This window comes from Tardiphaga robiniae (assembly GCF_013359755.1).
GTDB classification, from domain to species: domain Bacteria; phylum Pseudomonadota; class Alphaproteobacteria; order Rhizobiales; family Xanthobacteraceae; genus Tardiphaga; species Tardiphaga robiniae.
The window spans coordinates 90873-113114 of sequence record NZ_JABMCJ010000083.1 but is presented as its reverse complement, the minus strand read 5'-3'; the positions used below and the strand labels follow the sequence as shown (position 1 = coordinate 113114).

General features: G+C 61.9%; 22 protein-coding genes. 13 read left to right on the top strand and 9 right to left on the bottom strand.

The genetic code is table 11. The features are described from left to right. Nucleotides 1-135: 135 nt before the first annotated feature. The 12 genes from HP556_RS13695 (at nucleotide 136) to HP556_RS13640 (ending at nucleotide 14358) form a co-directional block, all read left to right on the top strand. Nucleotides 136-2091 carry an ABCB family ABC transporter ATP-binding protein/permease gene (locus tag HP556_RS13695; RefSeq protein WP_093758911.1) on the top strand — a complete coding sequence of 652 codons (1956 nt, stop codon included), beginning with the start codon at nucleotides 136-138 and terminating at the stop codon, nucleotides 2089-2091. 51 nt (nucleotides 2092-2142) lie between these two features. Next, nucleotides 2143-2841, top strand: a complete 699-nt coding sequence (locus HP556_RS13690; protein ID WP_175367375.1) for a phosphatidylserine decarboxylase — start codon at nucleotides 2143-2145, stop codon at nucleotides 2839-2841. A 122-nt stretch (nucleotides 2842-2963) separates the two neighbouring features. Then, nucleotides 2964-3839, top strand: a complete 876-nt coding sequence (gene pssA, locus HP556_RS13685; protein WP_175367517.1) for a CDP-diacylglycerol--serine O-phosphatidyltransferase — start codon at nucleotides 2964-2966, stop codon at nucleotides 3837-3839. 173 nt (nucleotides 3840-4012) lie between these two features. Beyond that, nucleotides 4013-4732, top strand: a complete 720-nt coding sequence (locus HP556_RS13680; protein WP_175367374.1) for an RraA family protein — start codon at nucleotides 4013-4015, stop codon at nucleotides 4730-4732. A 132-nt stretch (nucleotides 4733-4864) separates the two neighbouring features. Then, entirely contained in the window at nucleotides 4865-5611 is a 747-nt protein-coding gene (locus HP556_RS13675) for a class I SAM-dependent methyltransferase (RefSeq protein ID WP_175367373.1), read from the top strand. Nucleotides 5612-5824: 213 nt separating this feature from the next. Then, on the top strand, nucleotides 5825-6598 hold the full coding sequence (locus tag HP556_RS13670) for a motility protein A (protein ID WP_068730581.1): 774 nt from the start codon (nucleotides 5825-5827) through the stop codon (nucleotides 6596-6598). Between the two features lie 30 nt (nucleotides 6599-6628). Next, the gene (locus tag HP556_RS13665; RefSeq protein WP_068730582.1) at nucleotides 6629-7453 is read left to right on the top strand and encodes an OmpA/MotB family protein; all 825 of its coding nucleotides are present in this window, start codon (nucleotides 6629-6631) and stop codon (nucleotides 7451-7453) included. Nucleotides 7454-7624: 171 nt separating this feature from the next. After that, complete coding sequence (locus HP556_RS13660; protein ID WP_089267162.1) at nucleotides 7625-9526, top strand: potassium transporter Kup; 1902 nt, start codon at nucleotides 7625-7627, stop codon at nucleotides 9524-9526. A gap of 124 nt (nucleotides 9527-9650) precedes the next feature. Continuing rightward, on the top strand, nucleotides 9651-11573 hold the full coding sequence (locus HP556_RS13655; RefSeq protein WP_175367372.1) for a potassium transporter Kup: 1923 nt from the start codon (nucleotides 9651-9653) through the stop codon (nucleotides 11571-11573). Between the two features lie 168 nt (nucleotides 11574-11741). Further along, on the top strand, nucleotides 11742-12074 hold the full coding sequence (locus HP556_RS13650; protein WP_175367371.1) for a rhodanese-like domain-containing protein: 333 nt from the start codon (nucleotides 11742-11744) through the stop codon (nucleotides 12072-12074). 7 nt (nucleotides 12075-12081) lie between these two features. Then, nucleotides 12082-13236, top strand: a complete 1155-nt coding sequence (locus HP556_RS13645) for an aminotransferase (RefSeq protein ID WP_175367370.1) — start codon at nucleotides 12082-12084, stop codon at nucleotides 13234-13236. A 15-nt stretch (nucleotides 13237-13251) separates the two neighbouring features. Continuing rightward, nucleotides 13252-14358 carry a polyamine ABC transporter substrate-binding protein gene (locus tag HP556_RS13640; RefSeq protein ID WP_420878665.1) on the top strand — a complete coding sequence of 369 codons (1107 nt, stop codon included), beginning with the start codon at nucleotides 13252-13254 and terminating at the stop codon, nucleotides 14356-14358. Nucleotides 14359-14361: 3 nt separating this feature from the next. Here HP556_RS13640 and HP556_RS13635 read toward each other — a convergent pair whose 3' ends face one another. From HP556_RS13635 to HP556_RS13605, 7 genes are all read right to left on the bottom strand, one after another. Continuing rightward, nucleotides 14362-15297, bottom strand: a complete 936-nt coding sequence (locus HP556_RS13635; protein ID WP_089267165.1) for a lipid A biosynthesis lauroyl acyltransferase — start codon at nucleotides 15295-15297, stop codon at nucleotides 14362-14364. After that, nucleotides 15297-16319: a zinc-binding dehydrogenase gene (locus HP556_RS13630; protein ID WP_175367368.1), complete on the bottom strand. Its 1023-nt coding sequence runs from the start codon at nucleotides 16317-16319 to the stop codon at nucleotides 15297-15299. The genes HP556_RS13635 and HP556_RS13630 overlap by 1 nt, the downstream gene beginning before the upstream one ends. Before the next feature lie 104 nt (nucleotides 16320-16423). After that, nucleotides 16424-17704, bottom strand: a complete 1281-nt coding sequence (locus HP556_RS13625; protein ID WP_089267167.1) for a beta-ketoacyl-ACP synthase — start codon at nucleotides 17702-17704, stop codon at nucleotides 16424-16426. 116 nt (nucleotides 17705-17820) lie between these two features. Beyond that, nucleotides 17821-19023 (bottom strand): beta-ketoacyl-ACP synthase, encoded by a 1203-nt coding sequence (locus HP556_RS13620; protein ID WP_093758903.1) that lies wholly within the window; start codon nucleotides 19021-19023, stop codon nucleotides 17821-17823. Further along, nucleotides 19016-19489 (bottom strand): 3-hydroxyacyl-ACP dehydratase FabZ family protein, encoded by a 474-nt coding sequence (locus HP556_RS13615; RefSeq protein WP_093758902.1) that lies wholly within the window; start codon nucleotides 19487-19489, stop codon nucleotides 19016-19018. The genes HP556_RS13620 and HP556_RS13615 overlap by 8 nt, the downstream gene beginning before the upstream one ends. 9 nt (nucleotides 19490-19498) lie before the next feature. After that, the gene (locus HP556_RS13610; protein WP_002711294.1) at nucleotides 19499-19780 is read right to left on the bottom strand and encodes an acyl carrier protein; all 282 of its coding nucleotides are present in this window, start codon (nucleotides 19778-19780) and stop codon (nucleotides 19499-19501) included. A gap of 189 nt (nucleotides 19781-19969) precedes the next feature. Further along, nucleotides 19970-20317, bottom strand: a complete 348-nt coding sequence (locus tag HP556_RS13605; RefSeq protein WP_175367367.1) for a hypothetical protein — start codon at nucleotides 20315-20317, stop codon at nucleotides 19970-19972. A 174-nt stretch (nucleotides 20318-20491) separates the two neighbouring features. On the opposite strand from HP556_RS13605, the gene HP556_RS13600 reads away from it, so the two are divergent. Next, nucleotides 20492-21118, top strand: coding sequence for a ParB-like protein (locus tag HP556_RS13600; protein ID WP_093758901.1), 627 nt, complete (start codon nucleotides 20492-20494; stop codon nucleotides 21116-21118). Here HP556_RS13600 and HP556_RS13595 read toward each other — a convergent pair. Both HP556_RS13595 and HP556_RS13590 read right to left on the bottom strand, forming a co-directional pair. Continuing rightward, nucleotides 21079-21588 carry an MgtC/SapB family protein gene (locus tag HP556_RS13595; protein ID WP_175367366.1) on the bottom strand — a complete coding sequence of 170 codons (510 nt, stop codon included), beginning with the start codon at nucleotides 21586-21588 and terminating at the stop codon, nucleotides 21079-21081. The two genes, HP556_RS13600 and HP556_RS13595, sit on opposite strands and share 40 nt — an antisense overlap. Before the next feature lie 26 nt (nucleotides 21589-21614). Further along, nucleotides 21615-22193 (bottom strand): peroxidase-related enzyme, encoded by a 579-nt coding sequence (locus tag HP556_RS13590; protein WP_175367365.1) that lies wholly within the window; start codon nucleotides 22191-22193, stop codon nucleotides 21615-21617. Between the last annotated feature and the right edge of the window lie 49 nt (nucleotides 22194-22242).

Genomic DNA, 22242 nt, shown 5'->3' with positions numbered 1-22242 from the left:
ACACCTCTCCGCAGGGAAAAGAATGCTCCGCGAGGGTGCGACGTTCCGGCAAAGCGCCTATATGCATTCTAATGAAATCGACCTCCATTTTGAGCCGGCCCCGGGCCGCAGCTCCGTTCGTTCCAGGCGCCGTGCATGTCTGATTCCGATCCCGCGCTGAACGACGAGACAGTTCCTAACCCGGCCCATATCGAACGCGGCACGCTGTTCGGAACGCTCGCCCATTTGTGGCCCTATATCTGGCCGGGCGACCGCGACGACCTGAAGATGCGCGTCGTCTGGTCGATGCTGCTGCTACTGGTCGCCAAGGCGGCCACACTGACAGTGCCGTTCACCTTCAAATGGGCGATCGATGCGCTGACCGGTGCCGATACGGCTCCGGTCCAGTCCTCGAACTGGACGCTGTGGCTGATCGCATCGCCGGTCGCCATGACCGTCAGCTACGGCGCAATCCGCGTACTGATGGCGATCTTCACGCAGTGGCGCGACGGCATCTTCGCCAAGGTGGCGATGCATGCAGTGCGCAAGCTGGCCTATCTCACCTTCGTCCACATGCACGAACTTTCGCTGCGCTTTCATCTGGAGCGCAAGACCGGTGGTCTGACGCGCGTGCTCGAACGCGGCCGTGCAGGCATCGAAGTCATCGTGCGGATGGTGATCCTGCAACTGGTGCCGACCATCGTCGAGCTGTTGCTGGTGATGGGTGTACTGCTCTGGCAGTTCGACTGGCGCTATGTGCTGGTCGTGGCGATCACCGTGGTCGTCTACATGTACTATACGTATCTGGCGACCGAGTGGCGCATCGCTATCCGCCGCAACATGAACGAGTCCGATACCGAAGCGAATACCAAGGCGATCGACTCGCTGCTGAACTACGAGACGGTCAAATATTTCAGCGCCGAAACGCGCGAGGCCGAGCGCTATGACAAGACCGTGGAGCGTTTCGAGCGCGCCAGCGTCAAGACCTATACGTCGCTGGCCGTGCTCAATACCGGGCAGGCGATCATTTTCACGCTCGGTCTGACATCAACGATGCTGATGTGCGCGGTCGGCGTGCGCAACGGCACCCATACGGTGGGCGATTTCGTCATGATCAACGCCATGATGATCCAGCTTTACCAGCCGCTGAATTTCATGGGCATGGTGTATCGCGAGATCAAGCAGGCGATCATCGACATCGAGAAGATGTTCGGTGTCCTGAACCGCAATCCGGAGGTGAAGGATATTCCAGGAGCCAAGCCGCTGCTGGTGACGTCAGGTGCTGTGCGCTTCGACGACGTGCGTTTCGCCTATGACCCGGAGCGGCCGATCCTGAAGGGGCTCTCCTTCGACGTGCCGGCCGGCAAGACCGTCGCCATCGTCGGCCCGTCGGGCGCCGGCAAGTCGACGATCTCGCGACTGCTGTTCCGACTGTATGATGTGTCGGGCGGAACGATCTCCATCGATGGCCAGAACATCCGCAATGTCACGCAGGCCTCGTTGCGCCAGTCGATCGGCATGGTCCCGCAAGACACCGTGCTGTTCAACGACACCATCCGCTACAACATTCGCTATGGCCGCTGGGACGCAACCGACGCGGAGGTCGAGGAAGCCGCCCGTATGGCGCAGATCGACCCGTTCATCCGGATGTCGCCGAAGGGCTATGAGACCGAAGTGGGCGAGCGCGGCCTGAAACTCTCCGGCGGCGAGAAACAGCGCGTGGCCATTGCACGGACCGTACTGAAGGCGCCGCCGATCCTGTTGCTCGACGAAGCGACGTCGGCGCTCGATAGCCATACCGAGCAGGAAATCCAGGACGCGCTGGAGAAGGTCTCGCAGGGCCGCACCTCGCTGGTGATTGCGCATCGGCTGTCCACCATTGTCGGCGCCGACGAGATCATCGTGCTCGACCAGGGCCGGATCGCCGAGCGCGGCACCCATGGCCAGTTGCTGGCCGCCGGCGGTCTCTATGCCAGCATGTGGAACCGGCAGCGCGAGGCCCAGGAAGCCCGTGAGCGGCTCGCCCAGATCGGCGACGATGCCATCGCCCCCAATCGCACCCCGCCGCCGGTCGATGACGACCGGCTGATGACGCCTGACGCGGCGGAATAATCTCTGCTAAAGCATGGCCAGATTCTGCCCGAACCCAGGTTTTAAGCACCCATGTCCATCGCAAATTCCATCCGTGGCCAGATCCCGCCGATCCACAAGGAAGGCTATCCGTTCATTGGCGCTTTTGCGCTGGCGAGCCTGGTGCTGTTCTGGATCTGGACGCCGCTCGGGTGGATCGGCATGGTCCTGACGGTCTGGTGTGCGCTGTTCTTCCGCGATCCGGTGCGCGTGACCCCGACCCGCGAGGGCGTCGTGGTGTCGCCCGCCGACGGGAAAGTATCGATGGTGCAGCCGGTGCTGCCACCGGCTGAACTCGGCCTCGGCGATCAGCCGCTGCTGCGCATTTCGGTGTTCATGAGCGTCTTCAACGTCCACGTGAACCGCAGCCCGGTGGCTGGCCGGATCGAGCGCATTGCCTATCGGCCGGGCAAGTTCATCAATGCCGAGCTGGACAAGGCGAGCGAGGACAATGAGCGCAATTCGCTGGTTATTTCGACCCCCGGCGGCCGGATCGGCGTGGTGCAGATCGCCGGGCTTGTGGCGCGCCGGATCGTCTCCTTCGTGCGCGAGGGCCAGACCCTGAGCGCCGGCGAGCGCTTCGGCCTGATCCGTTTTGGCTCCCGGCTGGATATCTACCTGCCGGAAGGCAGCAAGGCGCTGGTGGCCGTCGGACAGACCGCGATTGCTGGTGAGACCGTGCTGGCCGATTTCCGGATCGGTGACGGCGGCCGCACCTACCGCGTCGATTAACCCGGGTGATAACCCAGGGGTGATGGCCGCGGGGGTGATTAACCCCGATTTCCTGCCGGTTTGAGCGGCAGGACGCCACAATGGCGGAACAGCGTGGGATTTGCTAGGATCACGCCATGCAAATGCCTCCTGACCAGTCTCCCGAGACGCGCCGCCGCCGGTTCCGGACCATTCCGATCCGGATGCTGGTGCCGAACATGATCACGCTGCTGGCTATCTGCGCCGGCCTGACGGCGATCCGCCTGTCCACCGAGGGGCGGATGGAACTGGCCGTGGCGGCCATCGTGTTCGCCGCCGTGCTCGATGGTGTCGATGGCCGTGTCGCCCGCATGATCAAGGGCCAGTCCAAATTCGGCGCCGAACTCGACAGCCTGGCTGACTTCGTCAATTTCGGTGTGGCGCCTGGCCTGATCCTGTATTTCTGGCAGCTCCACGATCTCAGCAATGCCGGCTGGATAGCCGCGATGGTGTTCGCCATCGCCGGCAGTCTGCGGCTGGCGCGTTTCAACGCCACCATGGACGATCCGGACAAGCCGGCCTTTGCCGCGAACTTTTTCACGGGCATGCCGGCGCCGCTGGGCGCACTCACCGTGATGCTGCCGATCTATCTGGGCTTCCTGGGCATGCCGATGCCGCCGGCCATCCTGACGACCCTCTACACGCTGCTGGTTGGCTTCCTGATGGTGTCGCGGCTGCCGGTGTTCTCCGGCAAAGCCGTGAACATGCGGGTGCCCCGCGAGCTGGTGCTGCCAGTGTTCGTCGGCGTCGTGCTCTTCATCGCGCTGCTGATCGGTTACCCCTGGCACATCCTGTCGGCGCTCTCCATCATGTATCTACTGAGCCTTCCGCTCGGCTGGAAATCGTATCGCGATCAGGAACGTGCGCTGACCGCGCAGTCGGTGGTCCCTGTCGATCCGGCGGCGCCCCATGCATCGCCGCCCTATACGCCGGGTGCACCCGAGATCGCACCGGATGATCGGCCCGCACGCCTGAACTGATTGTCCATCTCGCGAACAATTCATGCAGCCGCTTTCCCCTGCGATAGCAGCCCCGACGAAAGCGGCTGCATTTCGTTTTGGGCATGCAGTGAAGTCGGCTATATCCGGAGTCACTCAGCGACGACGACGTCCCGCGAAGACGGGATGCGATAATCACCCACAGGAGAAACGCCGTGACGAATTCCGCGACCGGTCCGCTGCCCGCATCCGTTCTGGAAGCACTGGGCCGCTACGACACGCCGACCATCTGCAATGCGATGGAGATCGTCGCCCCCGAGCGCCGGTTGATCGGTTACACCACGCGTCCGCTGGTTTGTCCGTTTCCCAATCTGCCGCCCATCGTCGGCTATGCGCGCACCGCGACCATTCGCGCGACCATAGCCTCCGGCCTGCCTGCCGCGGAGCAGAAGGCGCGGCGGCTCGCTTACTACGACTATGTCGGCACGGGCATCGGTCCGCGCATCAGCGTGATCCAGGATATCGACGGGCCCGACGCGGGCTATGGGGCGTTCTGGGGCGAGGTGAACAGCGCCGTCCACAGGGCGCTCGGTTGCCTCGGTGTGGTCACCGATGGCTCGATCCGCGATATCCCGCAATGGGCACCGGACTTTCAGGCGCTCGCCGGCACGATCGGTCCGTCGCATGCACATGTGCATGTGAGCGAGTTTGGTCATGAGGTCCGCGTGGCTGGCATGAGTGTCCGTTCGGACGATCTGATCCATGCCGATCAGCACGGCGCGGTTGTGATCCCGCTCGATGTCGCCGCGAAACTGCCGGAAGCGGCAGAGCTGTGCGGGCGGCGGGAGACACCCATTCTCGATATCGCGCGCAGCCCGTCATTCACGCTTGAGAAGCTGAAAGAGGCGATGGCGCGCTCGTCGGAAATACACTGAAATTCGGGGCTATTAAGACTAACGATAAAGGTTAGATGCCGATCAACCCGAACCAGCTCCGGTTGCTTGCGCGGCCGGAGGGCTTCGGGCTAACTGCCGGTTCCGCCGTTAAAACGGACATTGGAGACGGTATTGCCTCAGACCAAGGATATGAAGAAAGCCTGGAATGAGCGTGCAAATCGTGACCCGTTCTTTTACGTCGAGACCGAGCTGTGGGATCACGATCCCGAAAAATTCTTCGCACTCGGTCGCGAACGCGCGACGCTGCTGATCGACCCTGTTCTCGCAAAATATGCAGTTGATCCCGTCGGCAAGACGGCGGTCGATATCGGCTGCGGTGTCGGACGTTTCACGCAGGCACTTGGCCGGCGTTTCACCAGGGCTGTTGGCATCGATGTGTCCGACGTCATGGTGGAAAAGGCCAAGGCGGCGGCAGCGGCGTTCAGCAATCTCGACTTCGTCGCCGGCAATGGCGTCGTGTTTCCCTTGGCGTCCGAAACTGCGGATTTCGTGTGGTCATATGAGGTCTTTCAGCACATGCCGTCGCATGACGTTGTGAAGGCCAATCTGGTCGAGGTTGCCCGCATCCTGCGTCCATCCGCGCTTGGACTCATTCACTTCCGAACGGCGCACGAATATCCGACGATCCTCTGGCATATCGCCAAGTTCGTCCCGACACCTGTCATCCAGAGGATCAAGGCGCTGCTCGGCAAGGATCCGCTGACGGCGGATACGTCGTGGCGCGGTGCAAAGCCGTTGCCGAAGAATACGATCGCCGACTTTTGCGTGGCCGCCGGCCTCAAGCCGATCGAGTTTCTCGATGACCCGACCCACGCGCCGGGGTCACGTACCTTCGTGGTCGTCCAGCGCGCTGTTTGACGCAGCACAATCATCCTCAATCGGTCTGCTGAACGTACTCTTCGTATCGTTCCACGCTCGCTTGCGCGTCATTAATCTGTCGTTAATGAACCGTGAAGCGGTAACGCGTCCTTAATCGCAGTATCGCTAAGGTACCTTCGCGCGGCCTGATCTCGAGGCGTGCCGCCGTCCAGGACGGGCGTCGTTCGATACGTGTATAGCGTCGGAGTTGACATGGATATCACAACACTCGTCGGTTTTGTCGCTGGCATCATTGTGCTGTGTACCCTGGTCCTCATGGGCGGCAGCTTTGGGATGTTCTACGACATCCACGCCGTCATCATCATTTTCGGCGGTTCATTTGCTGCGACTCTGATCCGCTTTCCGCTCTCGTCCATCCTTCATGGCATTCCGCTCGGCGCCAAATTTGCATTCACGCTGAGCCGCCTGAACGCTCGTGATCTCGTTGACGAACTCGCCCGCATCGCGGAAATCGCGAGGAAGCAGGGACCGGTCGGACTCGAAAAAGTTGAAACTGATGATGCATTCCTCGCCAAGGGTATCCGCTTCGTTGCCGACGGCTACGACCTCGAATTCATCCGTGACAATCTTGAGCGCGACCGCGACAATTTCCTCATGCATCTCGACGAAGGCTCGAAGATCTACCGTGCCATCGGCGATTGTGCGCCGGCCTTCGGCATGATCGGCACGCTGCTCGGCATGGTGCAGATGTTCTCGAACATGTCCGATCCGTCCAAGCTCGGCCCCTTCATGGCTGTCGCGCTGCTCGCCACATTGTACGGTGCGATCGTCGGCAACTTGATCTGTCTGCCCATTGCCGACAAGCTGCACGTCAAGGTGCTCGATGAGGAAACCAACCGCACACTCATCATCGACGGCATCCTGATGATCCGCGACTCGAAGAGCCCGGCGCTGGTCCGCGAAATGCTGTTGGCCTATCTGCCCGAGAAGCACCGCCATGACGAAAGTGAGCCGGTCCCAGCGTAACACACTGGAGGCAGGCTCGGAGCACGTCCGATGGCGAAGAAAAAACGCGGAGAAGCACACGGCGGCCATGGCTGGTTCGTGACCTTCGCCGACCTGATGGCGCTGCTGCTCAGCTACTTCGTCATGCTGGTGGCATTCTCCAGCCCTGATGGCGCCAAACTCAAGATCGTTGCCGGCTCGGTTCGCGAAGCATTCGGCGTGCAATCCGATGCGCGTTATTCAGGTGTGATCGAATCCGATGGTCTGCCGACGCGCGGTCAGACGAAGAACAAGGACCATGTGTCGCCGGACGATGCGTCGAACATCACCAGTCCGAGCGAGAAGGGCGGCCGTCCCGCGGGCGCCAAGCTGAAGATGGACCGCGAATTCGCGCTCGCCTCGGCATCACTGCGGCAGGCGCTGCAGGACATGCCGGAGATCAACGAGATCTCCAAGAACATCATGTTCGAGGAAACCAAGCAGGGCCTCAATCTGGAAATTATCGACCAGAACGGCCGCTCGATGTTTGCTGACGGATCCAAGGTTCCCTATGAGCGCACCCGCCTGTTGCTGCAGAAACTCGCCGGACCGCTGAAGGCAACGCCGCTGCGCGTGGCTATCGTCGGTCACACCGCCGCGGGCTTCGTGCCGGCGCGCAGTGAATACGATGCATTCGATCTGTCGGCCGATCGCGCCAATGTCGTTCGGCAGATTCTGGAACGCGAAGGCCTGCCGTCGTCCCATATCTTCTCGGTGTCGGGCAAGGCAGACAGCCAGCCGCTATTCCCCGATGATCCGACCATGGCCGCCAACCGGCGGGTGACCATTACGCTGATGCGGGAAGACCCTCCGCTGCCGCCAAACCTCAAGCCGTAAAACAGTCAATTCCTTTTTTACTGCTCCAGCCTCTTTTTTTGCTGGGCAAGGCCGATTTTTGCTGCGCTCCCGATAAGCGATCTGCGGCAGTATAGGCTAGTGTCCCGGTTGACTGGCATTGCCCGGCGCGCCATAGCCGGGTCCGGATTGTCCAGAGGCGTTACGAGCAGAATGGCCGTTACGGAAACAACAGGCGAGGGACCGATCGAAGTTCCGGTTCATACCGGGTTCTGGTCGCTCACGGTCGGCAGTATCGGCGTCGTGTTCGGCGACATCGGAACGTCGCCACTTTACGCGTTCCGCGAGGCGGTACATGGCGCAACGCATGGCGCGCCGGTGACGCCCGTCATCGTGCTCGGCGTGCTCTCGCTGATCCTGTGGGCGCTGTTCATCGTCGTGACAGCGAAATACGTGCTGTTCCTGCTGCGCGCCGATAACAATGGCGAGGGTGGAACACTGTCGCTGATGGCGCTCGGCCAGCGTGCCTTGGGTCGGCGGAGCTTGCCGCTGATGGTACTGGGCGTGATCGGCGCCTCGATGTTCATCGGCGATTCCATGATCACTCCGGCGATCTCGGTGCTCTCGGCGGTGGAAGGCCTCAAGCTCAAGGCACCTGCGCTCGAACCTTATGTCGTGCCGGTCACGGTCGCGATTCTCGTCGTGCTGTTCTCGGTGCAGCGGATTGGCACCGCCAAGGTGGCCTCCGCCTTCGGTCCGGTGATGATCATCTGGTTCACGGCGCTCGCGCTGATGGGCGCCTCGCACATCTTCGATGATCCGACGGTGCTGAAGGCGATCAATCCGTACTATGCCGTGCAGTTCATGCTGACCCACGGGACCATCGGTCTGGTGACCCTGGGCGCAGTCTTCCTGGCCGTGACCGGCGGCGAGGCGCTCTATGCTGATCTTGGCCATTTCGGTCGCAGGCCAATTCAGTACGGCTGGTTCTTCTTCGTGTTGCCGGCGTTGATGATCAATTATTTCGGGCAGGGCGCGCTCGTGCTGTCGAACCCGGCCGCGATCGAAAATCCGTTCTATCGGATGGCACCGGAATCGATGCTGTTGCCGCTGATCGCGCTGGCGACGGCTGCCACCGTGATCGCGAGCCAGGCGGTGATCACCGGTGCCTATTCACTGGTGCGTCAGGCGGTGCAGCTTGGCCTGCTGCCGCGTTTCGAAGTGCGCTTCACCTCCGAGACCCATGCTGGCCAGATCTATTTGCCTCGGGTCAATCGTCTGCTGCTGATCGGCGTGCTGCTGCTGGTGCTGCTGTTCAAATCGTCGAGCGGTCTGGCCTCGGCCTATGGCATCGCGGTCTCCACCACCATGGTCGCCGATGGCATCATGGGCTTCGTGGTGATCTGGAAGCTATGGAACTGGAAGGCCGCGACTGCCGCTGCGATCATCGCGCCACTGGTGTTCGTCGATCTGGCCTTCCTCAGTGCCAATCTCCTGAAACTGCTGGAAGGCGCCTGGGTGCCGCTGCTGTTCGGCGTGCTGATGGCCGGCATGATCTGGACCTGGCGCCGCGGCGCGGCGATCCTGATCACCAAGACGCGCCGTATCGAAGTGCCGTTGCGTGATCTCATCAAGAGTCTGGAAAAGCGCCCCCCGCATATCGTGAAGGGCACCGCGGTGTTTCTCACCAGCGATCCCGAATTCGTGCCGACGGCGCTGTTGCATAATCTGAAGCACAACAAGGTTCTGCACGAACACAATGTGATCCTGACCATCGAGACCGCGCAGACGCCGAAGGTCGATCTGGCCGAACGCGTTCGCATGGAGAATATCAGCGACAAGTTCTCGATGGTGAAGCTGCGCTTCGGCTTCATGGAATCGCCGAACGTCCCCAAGGCGCTCGTCGTCGCGCGTAAACTCGGCTGGCAGTTCGACATCATGGCGACGTCGTTCTTCGTGTCGCGGCGCTCGCTGAAGCCGTCGGCGCAATCCGGCATGCCGTTGTGGCAGGACCATCTGTTCATCGCGCTCAGCCGCTCGGCGAACGACGCCACCGACTATTTCCAGATCCCCACCGGACGCGTGGTGGAGGTCGGTACTCAGGTGACGATCTAAGCATCTTTTGTCATGTCCGGTTCCCCGATTTGCGCTATAAGGAGTGTGATCATCGGGGCCGGGAACGGCCTCGCTGCCCCGCTGTTCAGAGACCTGCGATTCAGAAGTCTTCGAGGCCGTTTCCATGACCATCGATAGCGCATCTCCCGCCGCGGCATCCCCGGCGGACCCTACCCATGGGCACTCGACGGCCAGCTTCGGCTCGCTCGTCATGGGCAGTATCGGTGTCGTCTATGGCGACATCGGCACCAGCCCGCTTTACGCGCTCCGTGAGGCGCTGGTCGCGGCCGGGGGCCACAAGGCGCCCGGCATCGACAATGAAGCAATCCTGGGCGTCCTCTCGCTGATCCTGTGGGCCCTGATCATCGTCGTGACGCTCAAATATGTCGTGCTGCTGCTGCGCGCCGACAATAACGGCGAGGGTGGCCCGCTGGCCCTGATGGCGCTGGCCCAGCGCGCGATCGGATCGAGCGGGCCGGTGGTGGTGATGCTCGGCATCATCGCCGCGGCGTTGTTCTATGGGGACGCGGTGATTACGCCGGCGCTGTCCGTGCTCTCGGCCATCGAGGGCGTCAAGCTCGTCACCACCGCCTTCGATCCCTATGTTGTACCGCTCACCATCGTGATCCTTGTGGCGCTTTTCGCCGTGCAATCGCGTGGCACTGCGAAGGTCGCGACGTTCTTCGGACCGATCATGTGCCTATGGTTCATCGTGATCGCGGTAGCGGCCATTCCACAGATCGTGAAGCATCCTGAAGTGCTCGCGGCACTCAATCCCGTGCATGCGATCTACTTCATGTTCCATCACGGCATCATCGCCTTCGTGACGTTGGGCGCAGTGTTTCTCGCCGTGACCGGCGCCGAAGCGCTCTATGCCGATCTCGGCCATTTCGGCAAAAAACCGATCCAGCTGGCCTGGCTGTTTCTCGTGCTGCCGTCACTGGCCATCAACTATTTCGGCCAGGCTGCGCTGGTGATGCATGATCCCACCGCGCTGGAAAATCCGTTCTATCTGATGTTTCCCGACTGGGCGCTGATCCCCATGGTGGTCCTCGCGGCGACTGCCACCGTGATTGCGAGTCAGGCCGTGATCACCGGCGCCTATTCGCTGACGCAGCAGGCGATCCAGCTTGGCCTGCTGCCGCGTTTCGAAATCCGGCACACATCGGAGTCGCATTCCGGCCAGATCTACATTCCGCGCGTCAATATGCTGCTGTTCATCGCAGTGATCGTGCTTGTCGTGCTGTTCAAGTCGTCGAGCTCGCTGGCCTCGGCCTATGGCATCTCGGTCACCGGCACCATGGTCGTCACTGCGATGATGGGCTTTGTGGTGATCTGGCGCGGCTGGAAGTGGTCGCCGATCGCGGCTGCGGCGCTGATCGTGCCGTTTCTGGTGATCGACATCACGTTCCTCACCGCGAACCTCTTGAAGGTGTTCGACGGCGGCTGGGTGCCGCTGGTAATGGGCGGCGTGATCATTCTCATGATGTATACGTGGCGGCGCGGCAGCCGCCTGCTGTTCGAGAAATCGCGCAAGCTGGAGTTTCCGCTGGCCGATCTCGTGGCCATGCTGGAGAAACGTCCGCCACAGCGCGTGGCCGGCACGGCGGTATTTCTCACCAGCGATCCGCAGAGTGCGCCGACGGCGCTCATGCATAGTCTGAAACACTACAAAGTGCTTCACGAGAAGAACGTTATTCTCACTATCGAGACGGCGCCGACGCCGCGCATCGATCCCAGTGAGCGGGTGCGCATGGAAGAGATCAGCGCGACCTTCTCGAAAGTGACGCTGCGCTTCGGTTTCATGGAATCGCCGAATGTGCCGAAATCCCTGGCGATCGCGCGCAAGACCGGCTGGCAGTTCGACATCATGTCGACGTCGTTCTTCCTGTCGCGCAGGGCGCTGAAACCGGCCGCGCATTCCGGCATGCCACGCTGGCAGGACCATCTGTTCATCGCGCTCAGCCGCACTGCCAATGACGCGACCGACTATTTCCAGATCCCCACGGGGAGGGTGGTCGAGGTGGGTACGCAGGTGACTATCTAGGCCTGATCCCGAAAAGCGGGCTTGCGGCTTTCGGGCAAGACCAGGCCCGACAATAAGCTCTTCCAACGCTTGATTTTCGCCGCGCGAGAGGCGACGTTGGCGCCCGAAAACAGGGGCGTTTCCGCCCCTTCGCATTCGCTCCGGACACCGGGGCGGCAGGAGGTTGTTGTGGCAGGCGAAGCTCATACCGTTCACGATTTGACGCCCGAGGAAGTGTCCAAGGGGATCACTGAAGGCAAGTATTTGCTGGTTGACGTGCGCGAGCCCAACGAGGTCGCGGTCGAGGCCTATCCGGATGCCGTCGTTGTGCCGCTCTCGACCTTCGACAGTGCCGATCTGCCCGATCCCGCGAGCAAGCAGATCGTGTTTGCCTGCCGCTCCGGCAAGCGCTCGGTGACGGCGTCGCTGGCGGCGCAGGCCGATGGCCTTGCCTATGACAAGCATCTCGCCGGCGGGATTTTGGGATGGAAGGCTGCAGGCCTGCCGACAAAGGCTGGCTGATCGCTCGATGAACAAGATCTTCTCTGAGCTGCCCGTCACGGTGTTCGAGGCGATGTCGCAGCTTGCGCGCGATCATAACGCCATCAATCTCGGACAGGGCTTTCCCGACCATCCCGGTCCGGACGATATCCGTCAGGCGGCTGCGGACGCGACGCTGCACGGCTATAACCAGTATCCGTCGATGATGGGCATCCCGGAGCTGCGTCAGGCGATCGCCACGCACTACCAGCACTGGCACCAGCTCACGCTCGATCCGATGACCGAGGTGATGGTAACCTCCGGCGGCACCGAGGCATTGACCTCGTCGATCCTCGCGGTGGTCGAGCCCGGCGATGAAGTCGTGTGCTTCCAGCCGGTCTATGATTCCTATTTGCCGATCATTCGGCAGGCCGGCGGCATTCCGCGTCTGGTCAGCCTCAAGCCGCCGCACTGGCGCCTCACGGAGGAAGACCTGCGCGCGGTCTTCAATCACAAGACCAAGGCCGTGCTGTTCAACAGCCCGCTCAATCCGGCTGCAGTGGTGTCGCCGCGCGAGGATCTCGAACTGCTGGCGAAGTTCTGTCAGGAATTCGATACGATCGCGATCTGCGACGAAGTCTGGGAACATGTGACCTTCGACGGCCACGACCATATCCCGCTGATCACCATTCCCGGCATGCGCGATCGCACTATCAAGGTCGGCTCCGCCGGCAAGATCTTCTCGCTCACCGGCTGGAAGATCGGCTTCGTCTGTGCCGCGCCGCATCTGTTGCGCGTCTGCGCCAAGGTGCATCAATTTCTCACCTTCACGACGGCGCCAAATCTGCAGGTTGCGGTGGCCTACGGTCTCGGCAAGTCCGACGATTACTTCAAGACGATGCGCGCCGATCTCGCGCGTAGCCGCGATCGGCTGGCCGCGGGTCTGGAGAGCATCGGCTTTCCCGTTATCAAGTCGCAGGGCACGTACTTTCTCACAGTCGATCTGTCGCCGCTCGGGTTGAACGAGACTGACGAAGAGTTCTGCCGCCGTCTCGTCTACGACTACAAGGTCGCGGCGATTCCAGTGTCGGCCTTTTATGAGCAGGACAAGGTGACCTCGGTGGTGCGTTTCTGTTTCGCCAAGAACGACGCAACGCTCGATACCGCGCTGGAACGCCTGTCCAACGCCGTTCATCGCCGCTAGAGGAAGTTGATGCGCATGGGCAAGCAGGGGGTCGCGTGGGTCGTCGGAGCGGCGCTGCTGTGGTCCTTGCCGGTGCAGGCGCAAGACCAGAAGGCAGAGCGCGTCGTCAACTTCTACAACTGGTCGAACTACATGGCGCCCGGTGTGCTGGAGGCCTTCACTAAAGAGACGGGCATCAGGGTCGTCTATGACACCTTCGATGCCAACGAGACCCTGGAGACGCGGCTCCTGGCCGGCAAGTCCGGCTACGATGTCGTGGTGCCGACAGCTTATTTCCTACAGCGCCAGATTACCGCAAAGGTGTTCCAGAAGCTCGACAAGGCGAAGCTGCCGAACCTCGCCAATGCCTGGCCGGAGGTGACCAAGCGTCTTGCGATCTACGATCCCGGCAATCAGTTCGCCGCGAACTACATGTGGGGCACGACGGGCATCGGCTACAACGTCAAGCAGGTCGCGAAAATCCTCGGGCCTGACGCGAAGATTGATAGCTGGGACGTCATCTTCAAGCCGGAGAATCTTGCGAAATTCAAGGATTGCGGCGTCCATATGCTGGATTCCGCGGATGACATTCTGCCGGCGGCGCTGAATGCGCTGGGCCTCGATCCGAACTCGACCAAACAGCCAGACCTCGAAAAGGCGGCCGATCTCGTCGGCAAGATCAGAGGCAATGTTCGCAAGTTTCACTCCTCCGAATATCTGAGCGCACTGGCAACCGGCGAGATCTGCCTCGTGGTCGGCTGGTCCGGTGACATCATTCAAGCGCGTGCGCGCGCCGAGGAAGCCAAGAACGGCGTCGAGATCGGCTATGCGGTGCCGAAGGAGGGCGCGCAGATGTTCTTCGACAATCTGGCGATTCCGGCCGATGCCAAGAACGTCAATGAAGCCTATGAGCTGATCAACTACCTCTACCGACCGGACGTCGCAGCGAAGAACTCGGATTTTCTCGGTTATGCCAATGGCAATCTCGCCAGCCAGAAGCTGATCGATCCGAAGATCCTGAACGACAAGACGATCTATCCGGATGAGGCGATGCTGCAGAAGCTGTTCGTCATTACGGCGCGCGATCCGGCAACGCAACGCGTGATCAACCGGCTGTGGACGAAGGTGAAGACGGGGCGCTGAGCGTTATCGCCAGCGCCGATGCAGCCACAGCCACTGCTCGGGATATTCCCGGATCCAGCCTTCCAGCACGGACGTCACCGCCTGCATGGTGCCCTGAACGTCGACCTTGCCATTGGCATCGCGCACCGGTTTCACCTCTTCGGAGACTTCGATGCGGAACCGATGATCGGGCAGGCGGATGATACGAACACCGTGGATCGGGCAATCGACCTGGCGCAACAGCCGTGCCAGCATCGGATTGGCGTTGGTCTTGCGGCCGAAAAAATCCACCGGGACGCCATTGGTGAACCATTGATCCACCAGCATGGCGACGTGCTTGCCCTCGTTTAGCGCGTGCGCGAGCTTGAGCGGCGCGTCATGGCTGGCCGGGATGAGATTGCCCATGTTGATCGCGCGCGTCTGATGAATGGCGCGGTCTGCGGCGGCGCTGTTCGGCCGGCGATAGAGCACGGCGGCGTCGAGGCCGTGAGCCACGGCGGCGAGCGCAGGAATTTCCCAATTGCCGAGATGGCTGGCGAAAATCAACGCCGGTTTGCCGTCGTCGCGCAGCTGATCGAAAATCTCGCCGGTGCGCGCGGAGAATTCGACATTGCTCGGCTTGGTCGGATTGGCCGGGTCATAGTCCCAGATCTTGTCGAGATGGGCGAATTCCGCACCAATGCGGCCCATATTGTCCCAGACACCCGCGAGGATCTTCTCGATTTCTTCCGGTGATTTCTCGGGGAAGGCGGCGGTGAGATTGGCGCGGCCGATCTTGTCTTCGCGAAACAGCGGGCCGATGCGCTGGGTGATCTTGCCGAACCGGTTGGCGGTCTTGACTGGATCGAAATAGCGCGTGGTGCGCAGGATGCCGATCGTCAGTGCGCCGACAGCAGCGTCGCCTGCAGGCTTCAGGGCATCGCGAATGCGGGCCTTGGTGCGAAGCAGCAGGCGGAGCATCAGAAGTGAACGATGATCTTGCCGAACACCTGGCGGGTTTCCATCCGCTTCAGCGCAGTCTCGACGTCGCTGATCGGCACTTCGGTATCGATCACCGGCAGCATGCCGTCGGCCATCTTGTCGAGGCTCTCACTGATGTTCTTCATGGTGGCGCCGAACGATCCGAAGATGCGGTATTGCTGTTGGAACAGCTGCATCAGGTTGATCGTCGTGGTCGGGCCGGAGGTCGAACCGCAGGTGACCAGACGGCCGCCGCGCTTCATCACCAGCAGCGAGCCGTTGAAGGTATCGGCACCGACGTGTTCGAACACGACATCGACGCCCTTCTTCTTAGTGATCTTGCGGGTCTCGCCCTCGAAACGATCCTTGCGATAGTTGATGACGTGATCCGCGCCGAGCGCCTTCACGCCCTCGATCTTGGAATCGTCGCCCACGGTGGTGATCACGGTGCAACCGATCTTCTTGGCCATCATGATGGCGACGGTACCGATGCCGGAGCCGCCGGCATGAACGAGAATGGTCTCGCCGGGCTGCAGCTTGGCATTGTCGAACAGCATGTGCTGCACGGTCGAGAAGGCGATCGGGGCGCAGGCGGCGTCGCGGAAGCTGATGCCGTCAGGGACGGGGATCACGAGGCGCGCCGGCATGTTCATCAGTTCGCGCGAGAAGCCGTCGATGTGGAAGCCATAGAGACCGCCGACGTTCTCGCAGAAATTGTCGCGGCCTTCCTGGCAGGCCTTGCAGTGCCCGCAGGTGAGTGCGCCATACATCACGACCTTCTGGCCGGGCTTCACATGGGTGACGCCTTCGCCGACGGCGGCGACTTCGCCCGAGGCTTCGGCGCCGATCGACAGCGGCAGCTTGCGCTTGGCGAAGGCCATGCCGCGGAAGCCCCAGACGTCGATATGGTTCAGGCCGACAGCCTTCACGCTGATCTGCACTTCGCCGGCAGCAGGCGGCGGGGGCGGCGGCACGTCGACGACGACGAGCTCACGATCGGCAACAAGATTGAGCGCACGCATGAACCGCGTCTCCGGCAAGAAAGGTTGATTTCGGATGGCCTGCGTATCGCCGGTTCACGTCATCACGTCAACCGGCGAGGACGCGCCAGGACGGGCAGGGAGCCCTAAACGGGCTCGCCGGTGAGGATCAGCGAGGCATTCTGGCCACCAAAGCCGAAGGAATTCGACATCACGGCCGTCACGCGGGCATCGCGGGCGGTATTGGGAACCACGTCGAACGGAATGGCCGGATCGGGAACATCGTAATTGATGGTCGGCGGGATCCGCTGGTGTTCCAGGGTGAGCAGCGAGAACACCGCCTCGACAGCGCCGGCGGCGGAGAGGGTGTGGCCGACCATGGACTTGTTCGACGAGACCGGAATTTCCTTAGCGCGCTCACCGAACACGCTGGAAATGCCGAGATACTCCATCTTGTCGTTTTCCGGCGTGCCGGTGCCATGGGCGTTGATGTAGTCGATCTGGTCCGACGTCAGACCAGCATCCACCAGCGCATTGTTCACGCAGCCGATGATCGGCTTGCCGTCCGGGCTGGAGCGGGTGCGGTGGAAGGAGTCCGCGAGCTCGCCGCAACCGGCGACAATGCCAAGGATCTTGGCGCCGCGCGCGGTGGCGGCTTCCAGGCTTTCCAGGACCAGCGCACCGGCGCCTTCGGCCATCACGAAACCATCGCGGTTCTTGGCGAAGGGACGGACAGCTTTCTGTGGCGGGTCGTTGTGGGTCGAGAGTGCCGACAGCAGCGAGAAACGGATCAGCGCTTCCGGGTTCACCGAGCCGTCGGTGGCCACGCACAGCGCCGCATCGGCTTCGCCTCGGCGGATCGCTTCGACGCCGAGCTGGATCGCAGTGGCGCCGGAGGCACAAGCGGTCGACAGCGAGATCGGCGAGCCCTTGGTGCCGAACGTGTCCGCGAGATGGTCGGCGACCGAGCCGAACAGGAAGCGGCGGTGATACTGGACGAACTTGCCGCCACCGGCGACGCGCAGCAGCGTGTCGTAATTGATATCGCTATTGGCGCCAGCGGCCTTTGCCAGCACCTGGCGCTGCGGCCATTCGACTTCGACCGGCGCAACCGCGAGGAACAGCGGGCCGGGGAAGTCGCCCTTGCTGCCGATATTGGCCTGCGCGATGGCTTCCTCGGTGACGAGCTCGCCGAGCTTTTCGGAGAGGTCGGTGGAGGAAAACGGCTCGACCGGCACGAAATCGATCGTGCCTGCCATCGTCGTCTTCATGCCGTCGGTGGGAAAACGCGTGATGGTGCGAATGCCGGACTCGCCAGCAGTGAGCTTGGCCCAGTTGTCTTCCTTGCCGGCGCCGAGCGATGTCGCAACACCCATGCCCGTGACGACAACGATCGGTCGGCCGAATTTATCGCGCGTTGCAGTCATGCTCTCTCCGTCGGCCGCGTCGACCGCTTAACTTGAGCATGATCCCGAAAAGTGGATGCCGGTTTTCGGATAAGATCTTGCTCAAACATAAGAAAAATCTAGAGCCCAGATGGGTTCTAGACGGCTTCAACCAGCGCCATGCCTTCGCCGCGCCAGTGGCCGGCGCCGATCACCACAATCTGGGTGGGCTTGCCGGACTTTTCAATCTCGAGGCCGGTTGAATCGTTCGGCGGAAACATTGCGCCGCGCGAGATCGCCAACGCCGCAAGGCCGAGGCCAAGCGGGAATTGGGTTTCGAGCGTATGACCGAAGAGAGTGCCGGTGCCGCGGATGGCGACATCCGCATGATCCTTCAGGAAGGCGCGCTCTTCCGATGTCACGGGTTCCGCGCCGGTCGCGCCGGTGATGATCGCAGCGTCGCTCTTCGCGCCGAGCTTCGACCACAACCCCTGCAGCGAAGCGGTGACTTCGCCGGGAGTCTTGCGACGGGCATGATCGGCGACCACGCTCTTGAGACGTGCGAGAGGCTTGGCACCGCGCGCTTCTGCATGCGCCCTGGATTCGATGACGAGGAATGCGCCGGCAGAGCCGAGCGCAAAGCCCGAATTCGCCTCGCGTGCCCACACGGTCTCGAATTTGTTCTTCAGGTTGAAGTCGTCGAATTCGTACAGCAGCAGCAGGTCCTTGCGCTCACCATTATGTGCGGCGCCGATCAGCGCGATGTCGCTCTGGCCGTCAGCGATGCGGGCCAGTGCGATGCGCGCGGCGTCTACGCCAGCCGCTTCCTCGCCCATGAAGGTACGGGACGAACCGGTGACGCCGTGCACGATGGCGATATTGCCGGCGAGCAGGTTGGAGAGCTGCGCCAGAAACAGAGTCGGCCTGAGGTCGTTGAGCAGTTTTTCGTTGAGCAGGCCCGGTGTCGCAGCGCCATAGCCGTCCGAATTCAGGATACCGGAATCGACAGCCAGGTCGCGCTCACCGCCACCGGCGGCAACGATCATGTCCATCCTCGACAGGATGTCCTTGTTGCCTTTGACGCCAGCTGAATCCAGCGCGAGGCCGGCGGCATAGGTGCCGATCCGCTGCCAGGCTTCCATCTGACGCTGATCGCCCTTCTTGGGGATCTGCGCGTCGTATGAGACCGGCGCGAGGGGGTGGACGATGTTCGGAGCGAAGCCGGTTTCATCGACGTTGATGCGCTTGTTGTTCAACGCATCCCAATGCGCGTCAGGGCCTTCGCCCAATGACGTGGCGAGGCCAATGCCGGTGATCCACGCTTCCACCGGCTCGGATGTCATCGGTCGGGTTTCAGCCATTGGTGATCGCCTGTAGGGGAAATCCGATGCGCTCGGCCACGATGTCCATGTGTCCGCGCAGATCCGGATGGGGGAACGGGACGGTCTTGAAGGTGAGCTGCGCGTTGCAGGTCAGCTTGCCGTCGACCTTGATCTTGACAGTGGTCATGTAGAAGCCGTCGCCTTCGTGCAGCACGCTGGCGTTGATGTCCAGCTTCGTGCCGGGCGTGATGAAGGTACGCATCTTGGCTTCCTTCACCGCGGCGAGGAAGGGCATACGCTCGAACTTCATCAGCGCGATCAGCAGCCAGCCCGAAGTCTGCGCCATCGACTCGATCAGCAGCACGCCGGGCATCAGTGGGTAGCCCGGGAAGTGGCCCTCGAAGATGGTGCTGGTCTCGGGAACGTTGGCTTCGACCGTGATCGTCCGTTCGCCGACATTGAGGTCGGTGATGCGGTCGATCAGGTGAAAATATTCGAGGTTCATGGCGGGGCGTTACGCGCCCTTGGCCGCGACCAATTCGTCGATGCGCGCGCTGAGGTTCTTCAGGACGAAATACTGCTCGGTGGTCGCCTTGCCGTCATTGACCTCCTGGGTCCATTTTTCGAGCGGCAGCTTGATCCCGAACGCCTTGTCGATCGCAAAAGCGATATCCAGGAAGTCGAGGCTGTCGATCCCCAGATCGTCGATGGCGTGGCTTTCCGGTGTGATCGTGTCGCGGGGAATGTCGCAAGTCTCGGCGATGATTGTGGCGACCTGATCGAATGTGGAGGACATTACTAAGCCTTTGATATATTGAAGATAATGTTCGATCGGCGCGCGCAAAGACAGGGCTTCGCCCCGGGGCAGTCCCGGTCCGCCGTATAGAGTCGATTGCCCGTATATCGGAGCGGGGGCGGCAGTTCAATGCAGTTGAGCGCCCGCTCACCAGCCCCTGTGGGCTGTGGAAAGAGGGTTTGGCGCGCCTCAGCCGTGCGGCGCAACAATATGGGCGCAGTCCCGGCGGCCCATCAACACGCAATCCTGGGTTTTGCGGAGATCGGCAATGCTGACCGCGAGCCAGATCCCGACACCCACAAGGATCACCGTGAAGCCGAAGGCTGCGCTATTGGCCAGCATCCGGTGGCGGAAGTCGTCGGGGTCGTCCTGTGCCTGTTGATAGCGGGACAGGTCGCTGGCGCCGGTCGTTTGGCGGCGGCGGGGTTGGTCGGCAGGAGCGGTGGGATGGTGTGGCAGCGTATCGGAGGTGCGCGGCACAAAACGAAGCACGCGGTGCTCGTCATCCTCTCTGATAATCGGCTGCTGGGTCTTCATCGTCGTGGGTCTGCGCATGCAATGTCGCAGTCTACCACGAGGCGGCCGCTTCGCGCAGATAAAGTCCGCATGGCACGGATGCGGCAATCGTCAGAGATGACGTGGAACTGATCCGCATCGGCGTAGCGGCCATGCCATAGTTCGTTCCGGACAGAATTAGATATGGGAGGCCACATGCCGAACACACGCGAACCGTTGCTGCATCCGGTCCCGATCCTATCGCTGCGGCCAACGCAGATGACGGTGGGCATGCGCGAGGTGAAGGAGAAGCGCAAACGCTGGCGCGCCCATAAGTCCAAGCGCAAACAGGCCGAACTGCTCGGCCAGCACATGATCCCCGTGGTGCTGGGGCCGGATCAGCGCCACTACGTGGTCGATCACCATCATCTCGCACGTGCGTTGCATGACGAAGGCGTGAAGGATGTGCTCGTCACCGTGATCGCCGATCTCACGATGGTCGATATGAAAGCCTTCTGGGGCGTGCTCGATCACCGCCGCTGGGCCTATCCCTATGACGCCAAGGGCGAGCGACGGCACTTCAAGGACATTCCGAAATCGGTGACGGGCCTGAAAGACGATCCGTTCCGCAGCCTGGCCGGCGAAATTCGCCGCGCCGGCGGCTATGCCAAAGACACCACGCCGTTCAGCGAATTCCTCTGGGCGGACCTGTTTCGCAGCCGGCTCTCCACCAAGGAGATCGACGCAGATTTCGCCAAGGCATTGGAGAAAGCGCTGGCGATCGCCAAAAGCAAGGATGCGATCTATTTGCCGGGCTGGTGCGGACCGGCGTCCGACGACTGAGGCGCATCCATCGGAACCGACGCGGGATCGCCTTTGCCGCCGAGCACGCGATGCAGGGCGCGTTCGATCCTTCCGCCAAGCAGTAGCACGAGGAAGGCGATCACCACTGAGACGGTGACGATGCGCCAATGGCCGGCGCCGCACATGATGCCGACACAGGCGGTCAGCCAGACGCAGGCGGCGCTGGTCAGGCCGCGGACACGGAAATGCCGCTCGGCATGAAAGATCACGCCGGCACCGAGAAAGCCGACGCCTGTGAGTATGCCCTGAATGACCCGGCTCCCGGCATCCGTGAAGCCGCCTTTGCCGAGCGGATCGGCCAGCACCACGATCATGGCAGTGGCCAGGCTGACGAGCCCCAGCGTGCGTACGCCGACGGGCTTGCCGTGCAGATCGCGGTTGAGGCCGATGGCGCCGCCGACGAGGGCGGCGATGCCGAGACGTAGGATGATGTCCGTCCAGTCGAGCAATGCGAGATCCTTCTAAACCCGTGCCACTATTTCGGCAGCCGGCCCATCATATAGAATTCGTCATTCGGCTTCATGTTGGTGACATTGGCCATCCGGTTCGACAGCGCGAAGAAGGCCGAGATCGCGGTGATGTCCCAGATATCGTCGTCGCTGAAGCCGTGGCCGGAGACCTCGGCAAAATCCTGCTCGCCGATGGTCTCGGCGGACCGGCTCACTTTCATGGCGAAATCCAGCATCGCACGTTGCTTCGGCGTGATGTCGGCCTTGCGGTAGTTGACGGCGATCTGGTCGGCGATGGTTGGGTTCTTGGCGCGAATGCGCAGGATTGCACCATGCGCGATGACGCAATAATGGCACTGGTTGGCGGCTGACGTCGCGACCACGATCATCTCACGCTCGGCCTTGGTCAACCCGCTGTCCTTTTCCATCAGCGCGTCGTGATAGGCGAAGAACGCGCGGAATTCGTCGGGGCGATAGGCCAGCGACAGGAACACGTTCGGCACGAAGCCAGACTTTTCCTGCACGCCCATGATGCGCATGCGGATGTCCTCGGGCAGCTTGTCGAGGGCGGGTGTCGGAAAGCGTTTCGCAATCGGCTGGGTCATCTGGCGTTCCCGTGAACGTTTCTGTTTCACGAGACCATAGGCGATCACG

What these genes read in the sequence shown, in the direction of transcription:
- HP556_RS13695 (WP_093758911.1), top strand. Translation starts at nt 136, where the DNA reads ATGTCTGATTCCGATCCCGCGCTGAACGACGAGACAGTTCCTAACCCG.
- HP556_RS13690 (WP_175367375.1), top strand. Translation starts at nt 2,143, where the DNA reads ATGTCCATCGCAAATTCCATCCGTGGCCAGATCCCGCCGATCCACAAG.
- pssA (WP_175367517.1), top strand. Translation starts at nt 2,964, where the DNA reads ATGCCTCCTGACCAGTCTCCCGAGACGCGCCGCCGCCGGTTCCGGACC.
- HP556_RS13670 (WP_068730581.1), top strand. Translation starts at nt 5,825, where the DNA reads ATGGATATCACAACACTCGTCGGTTTTGTCGCTGGCATCATTGTGCTG.
- HP556_RS13665 (WP_068730582.1), top strand. Translation starts at nt 6,629, where the DNA reads ATGGCGAAGAAAAAACGCGGAGAAGCACACGGCGGCCATGGCTGGTTC.
- HP556_RS13660 (WP_089267162.1), top strand. Translation starts at nt 7,625, where the DNA reads ATGGCCGTTACGGAAACAACAGGCGAGGGACCGATCGAAGTTCCGGTT.
- HP556_RS13655 (WP_175367372.1), top strand. Translation starts at nt 9,651, where the DNA reads ATGACCATCGATAGCGCATCTCCCGCCGCGGCATCCCCGGCGGACCCT.
- HP556_RS13645 (WP_175367370.1), top strand. Translation starts at nt 12,082, where the DNA reads ATGAACAAGATCTTCTCTGAGCTGCCCGTCACGGTGTTCGAGGCGATG.
- HP556_RS13640 (WP_420878665.1), top strand. Translation starts at nt 13,252, where the DNA reads ATGGGCAAGCAGGGGGTCGCGTGGGTCGTCGGAGCGGCGCTGCTGTGG.
- HP556_RS13635 (WP_089267165.1), bottom strand. Translation starts at nt 15,297, where the DNA reads ATGCTCCGCCTGCTGCTTCGCACCAAGGCCCGCATTCGCGATGCCCTG.
- HP556_RS13630 (WP_175367368.1), bottom strand. Translation starts at nt 16,319, where the DNA reads ATGCGTGCGCTCAATCTTGTTGCCGATCGTGAGCTCGTCGTCGTCGAC.
- HP556_RS13625 (WP_089267167.1), bottom strand. Translation starts at nt 17,704, where the DNA reads ATGACTGCAACGCGCGATAAATTCGGCCGACCGATCGTTGTCGTCACG.
- HP556_RS13620 (WP_093758903.1), bottom strand. Translation starts at nt 19,023, where the DNA reads ATGGCTGAAACCCGACCGATGACATCCGAGCCGGTGGAAGCGTGGATC.
- HP556_RS13615 (WP_093758902.1), bottom strand. Translation starts at nt 19,489, where the DNA reads ATGAACCTCGAATATTTTCACCTGATCGACCGCATCACCGACCTCAAT.
- HP556_RS13610 (WP_002711294.1), bottom strand. Translation starts at nt 19,780, where the DNA reads ATGTCCTCCACATTCGATCAGGTCGCCACAATCATCGCCGAGACTTGC.
- HP556_RS13605 (WP_175367367.1), bottom strand. Translation starts at nt 20,317, where the DNA reads ATGAAGACCCAGCAGCCGATTATCAGAGAGGATGACGAGCACCGCGTG.
- HP556_RS13600 (WP_093758901.1), top strand. Translation starts at nt 20,492, where the DNA reads ATGCCGAACACACGCGAACCGTTGCTGCATCCGGTCCCGATCCTATCG.
- HP556_RS13590 (WP_175367365.1), bottom strand. Translation starts at nt 22,193, where the DNA reads ATGACCCAGCCGATTGCGAAACGCTTTCCGACACCCGCCCTCGACAAG.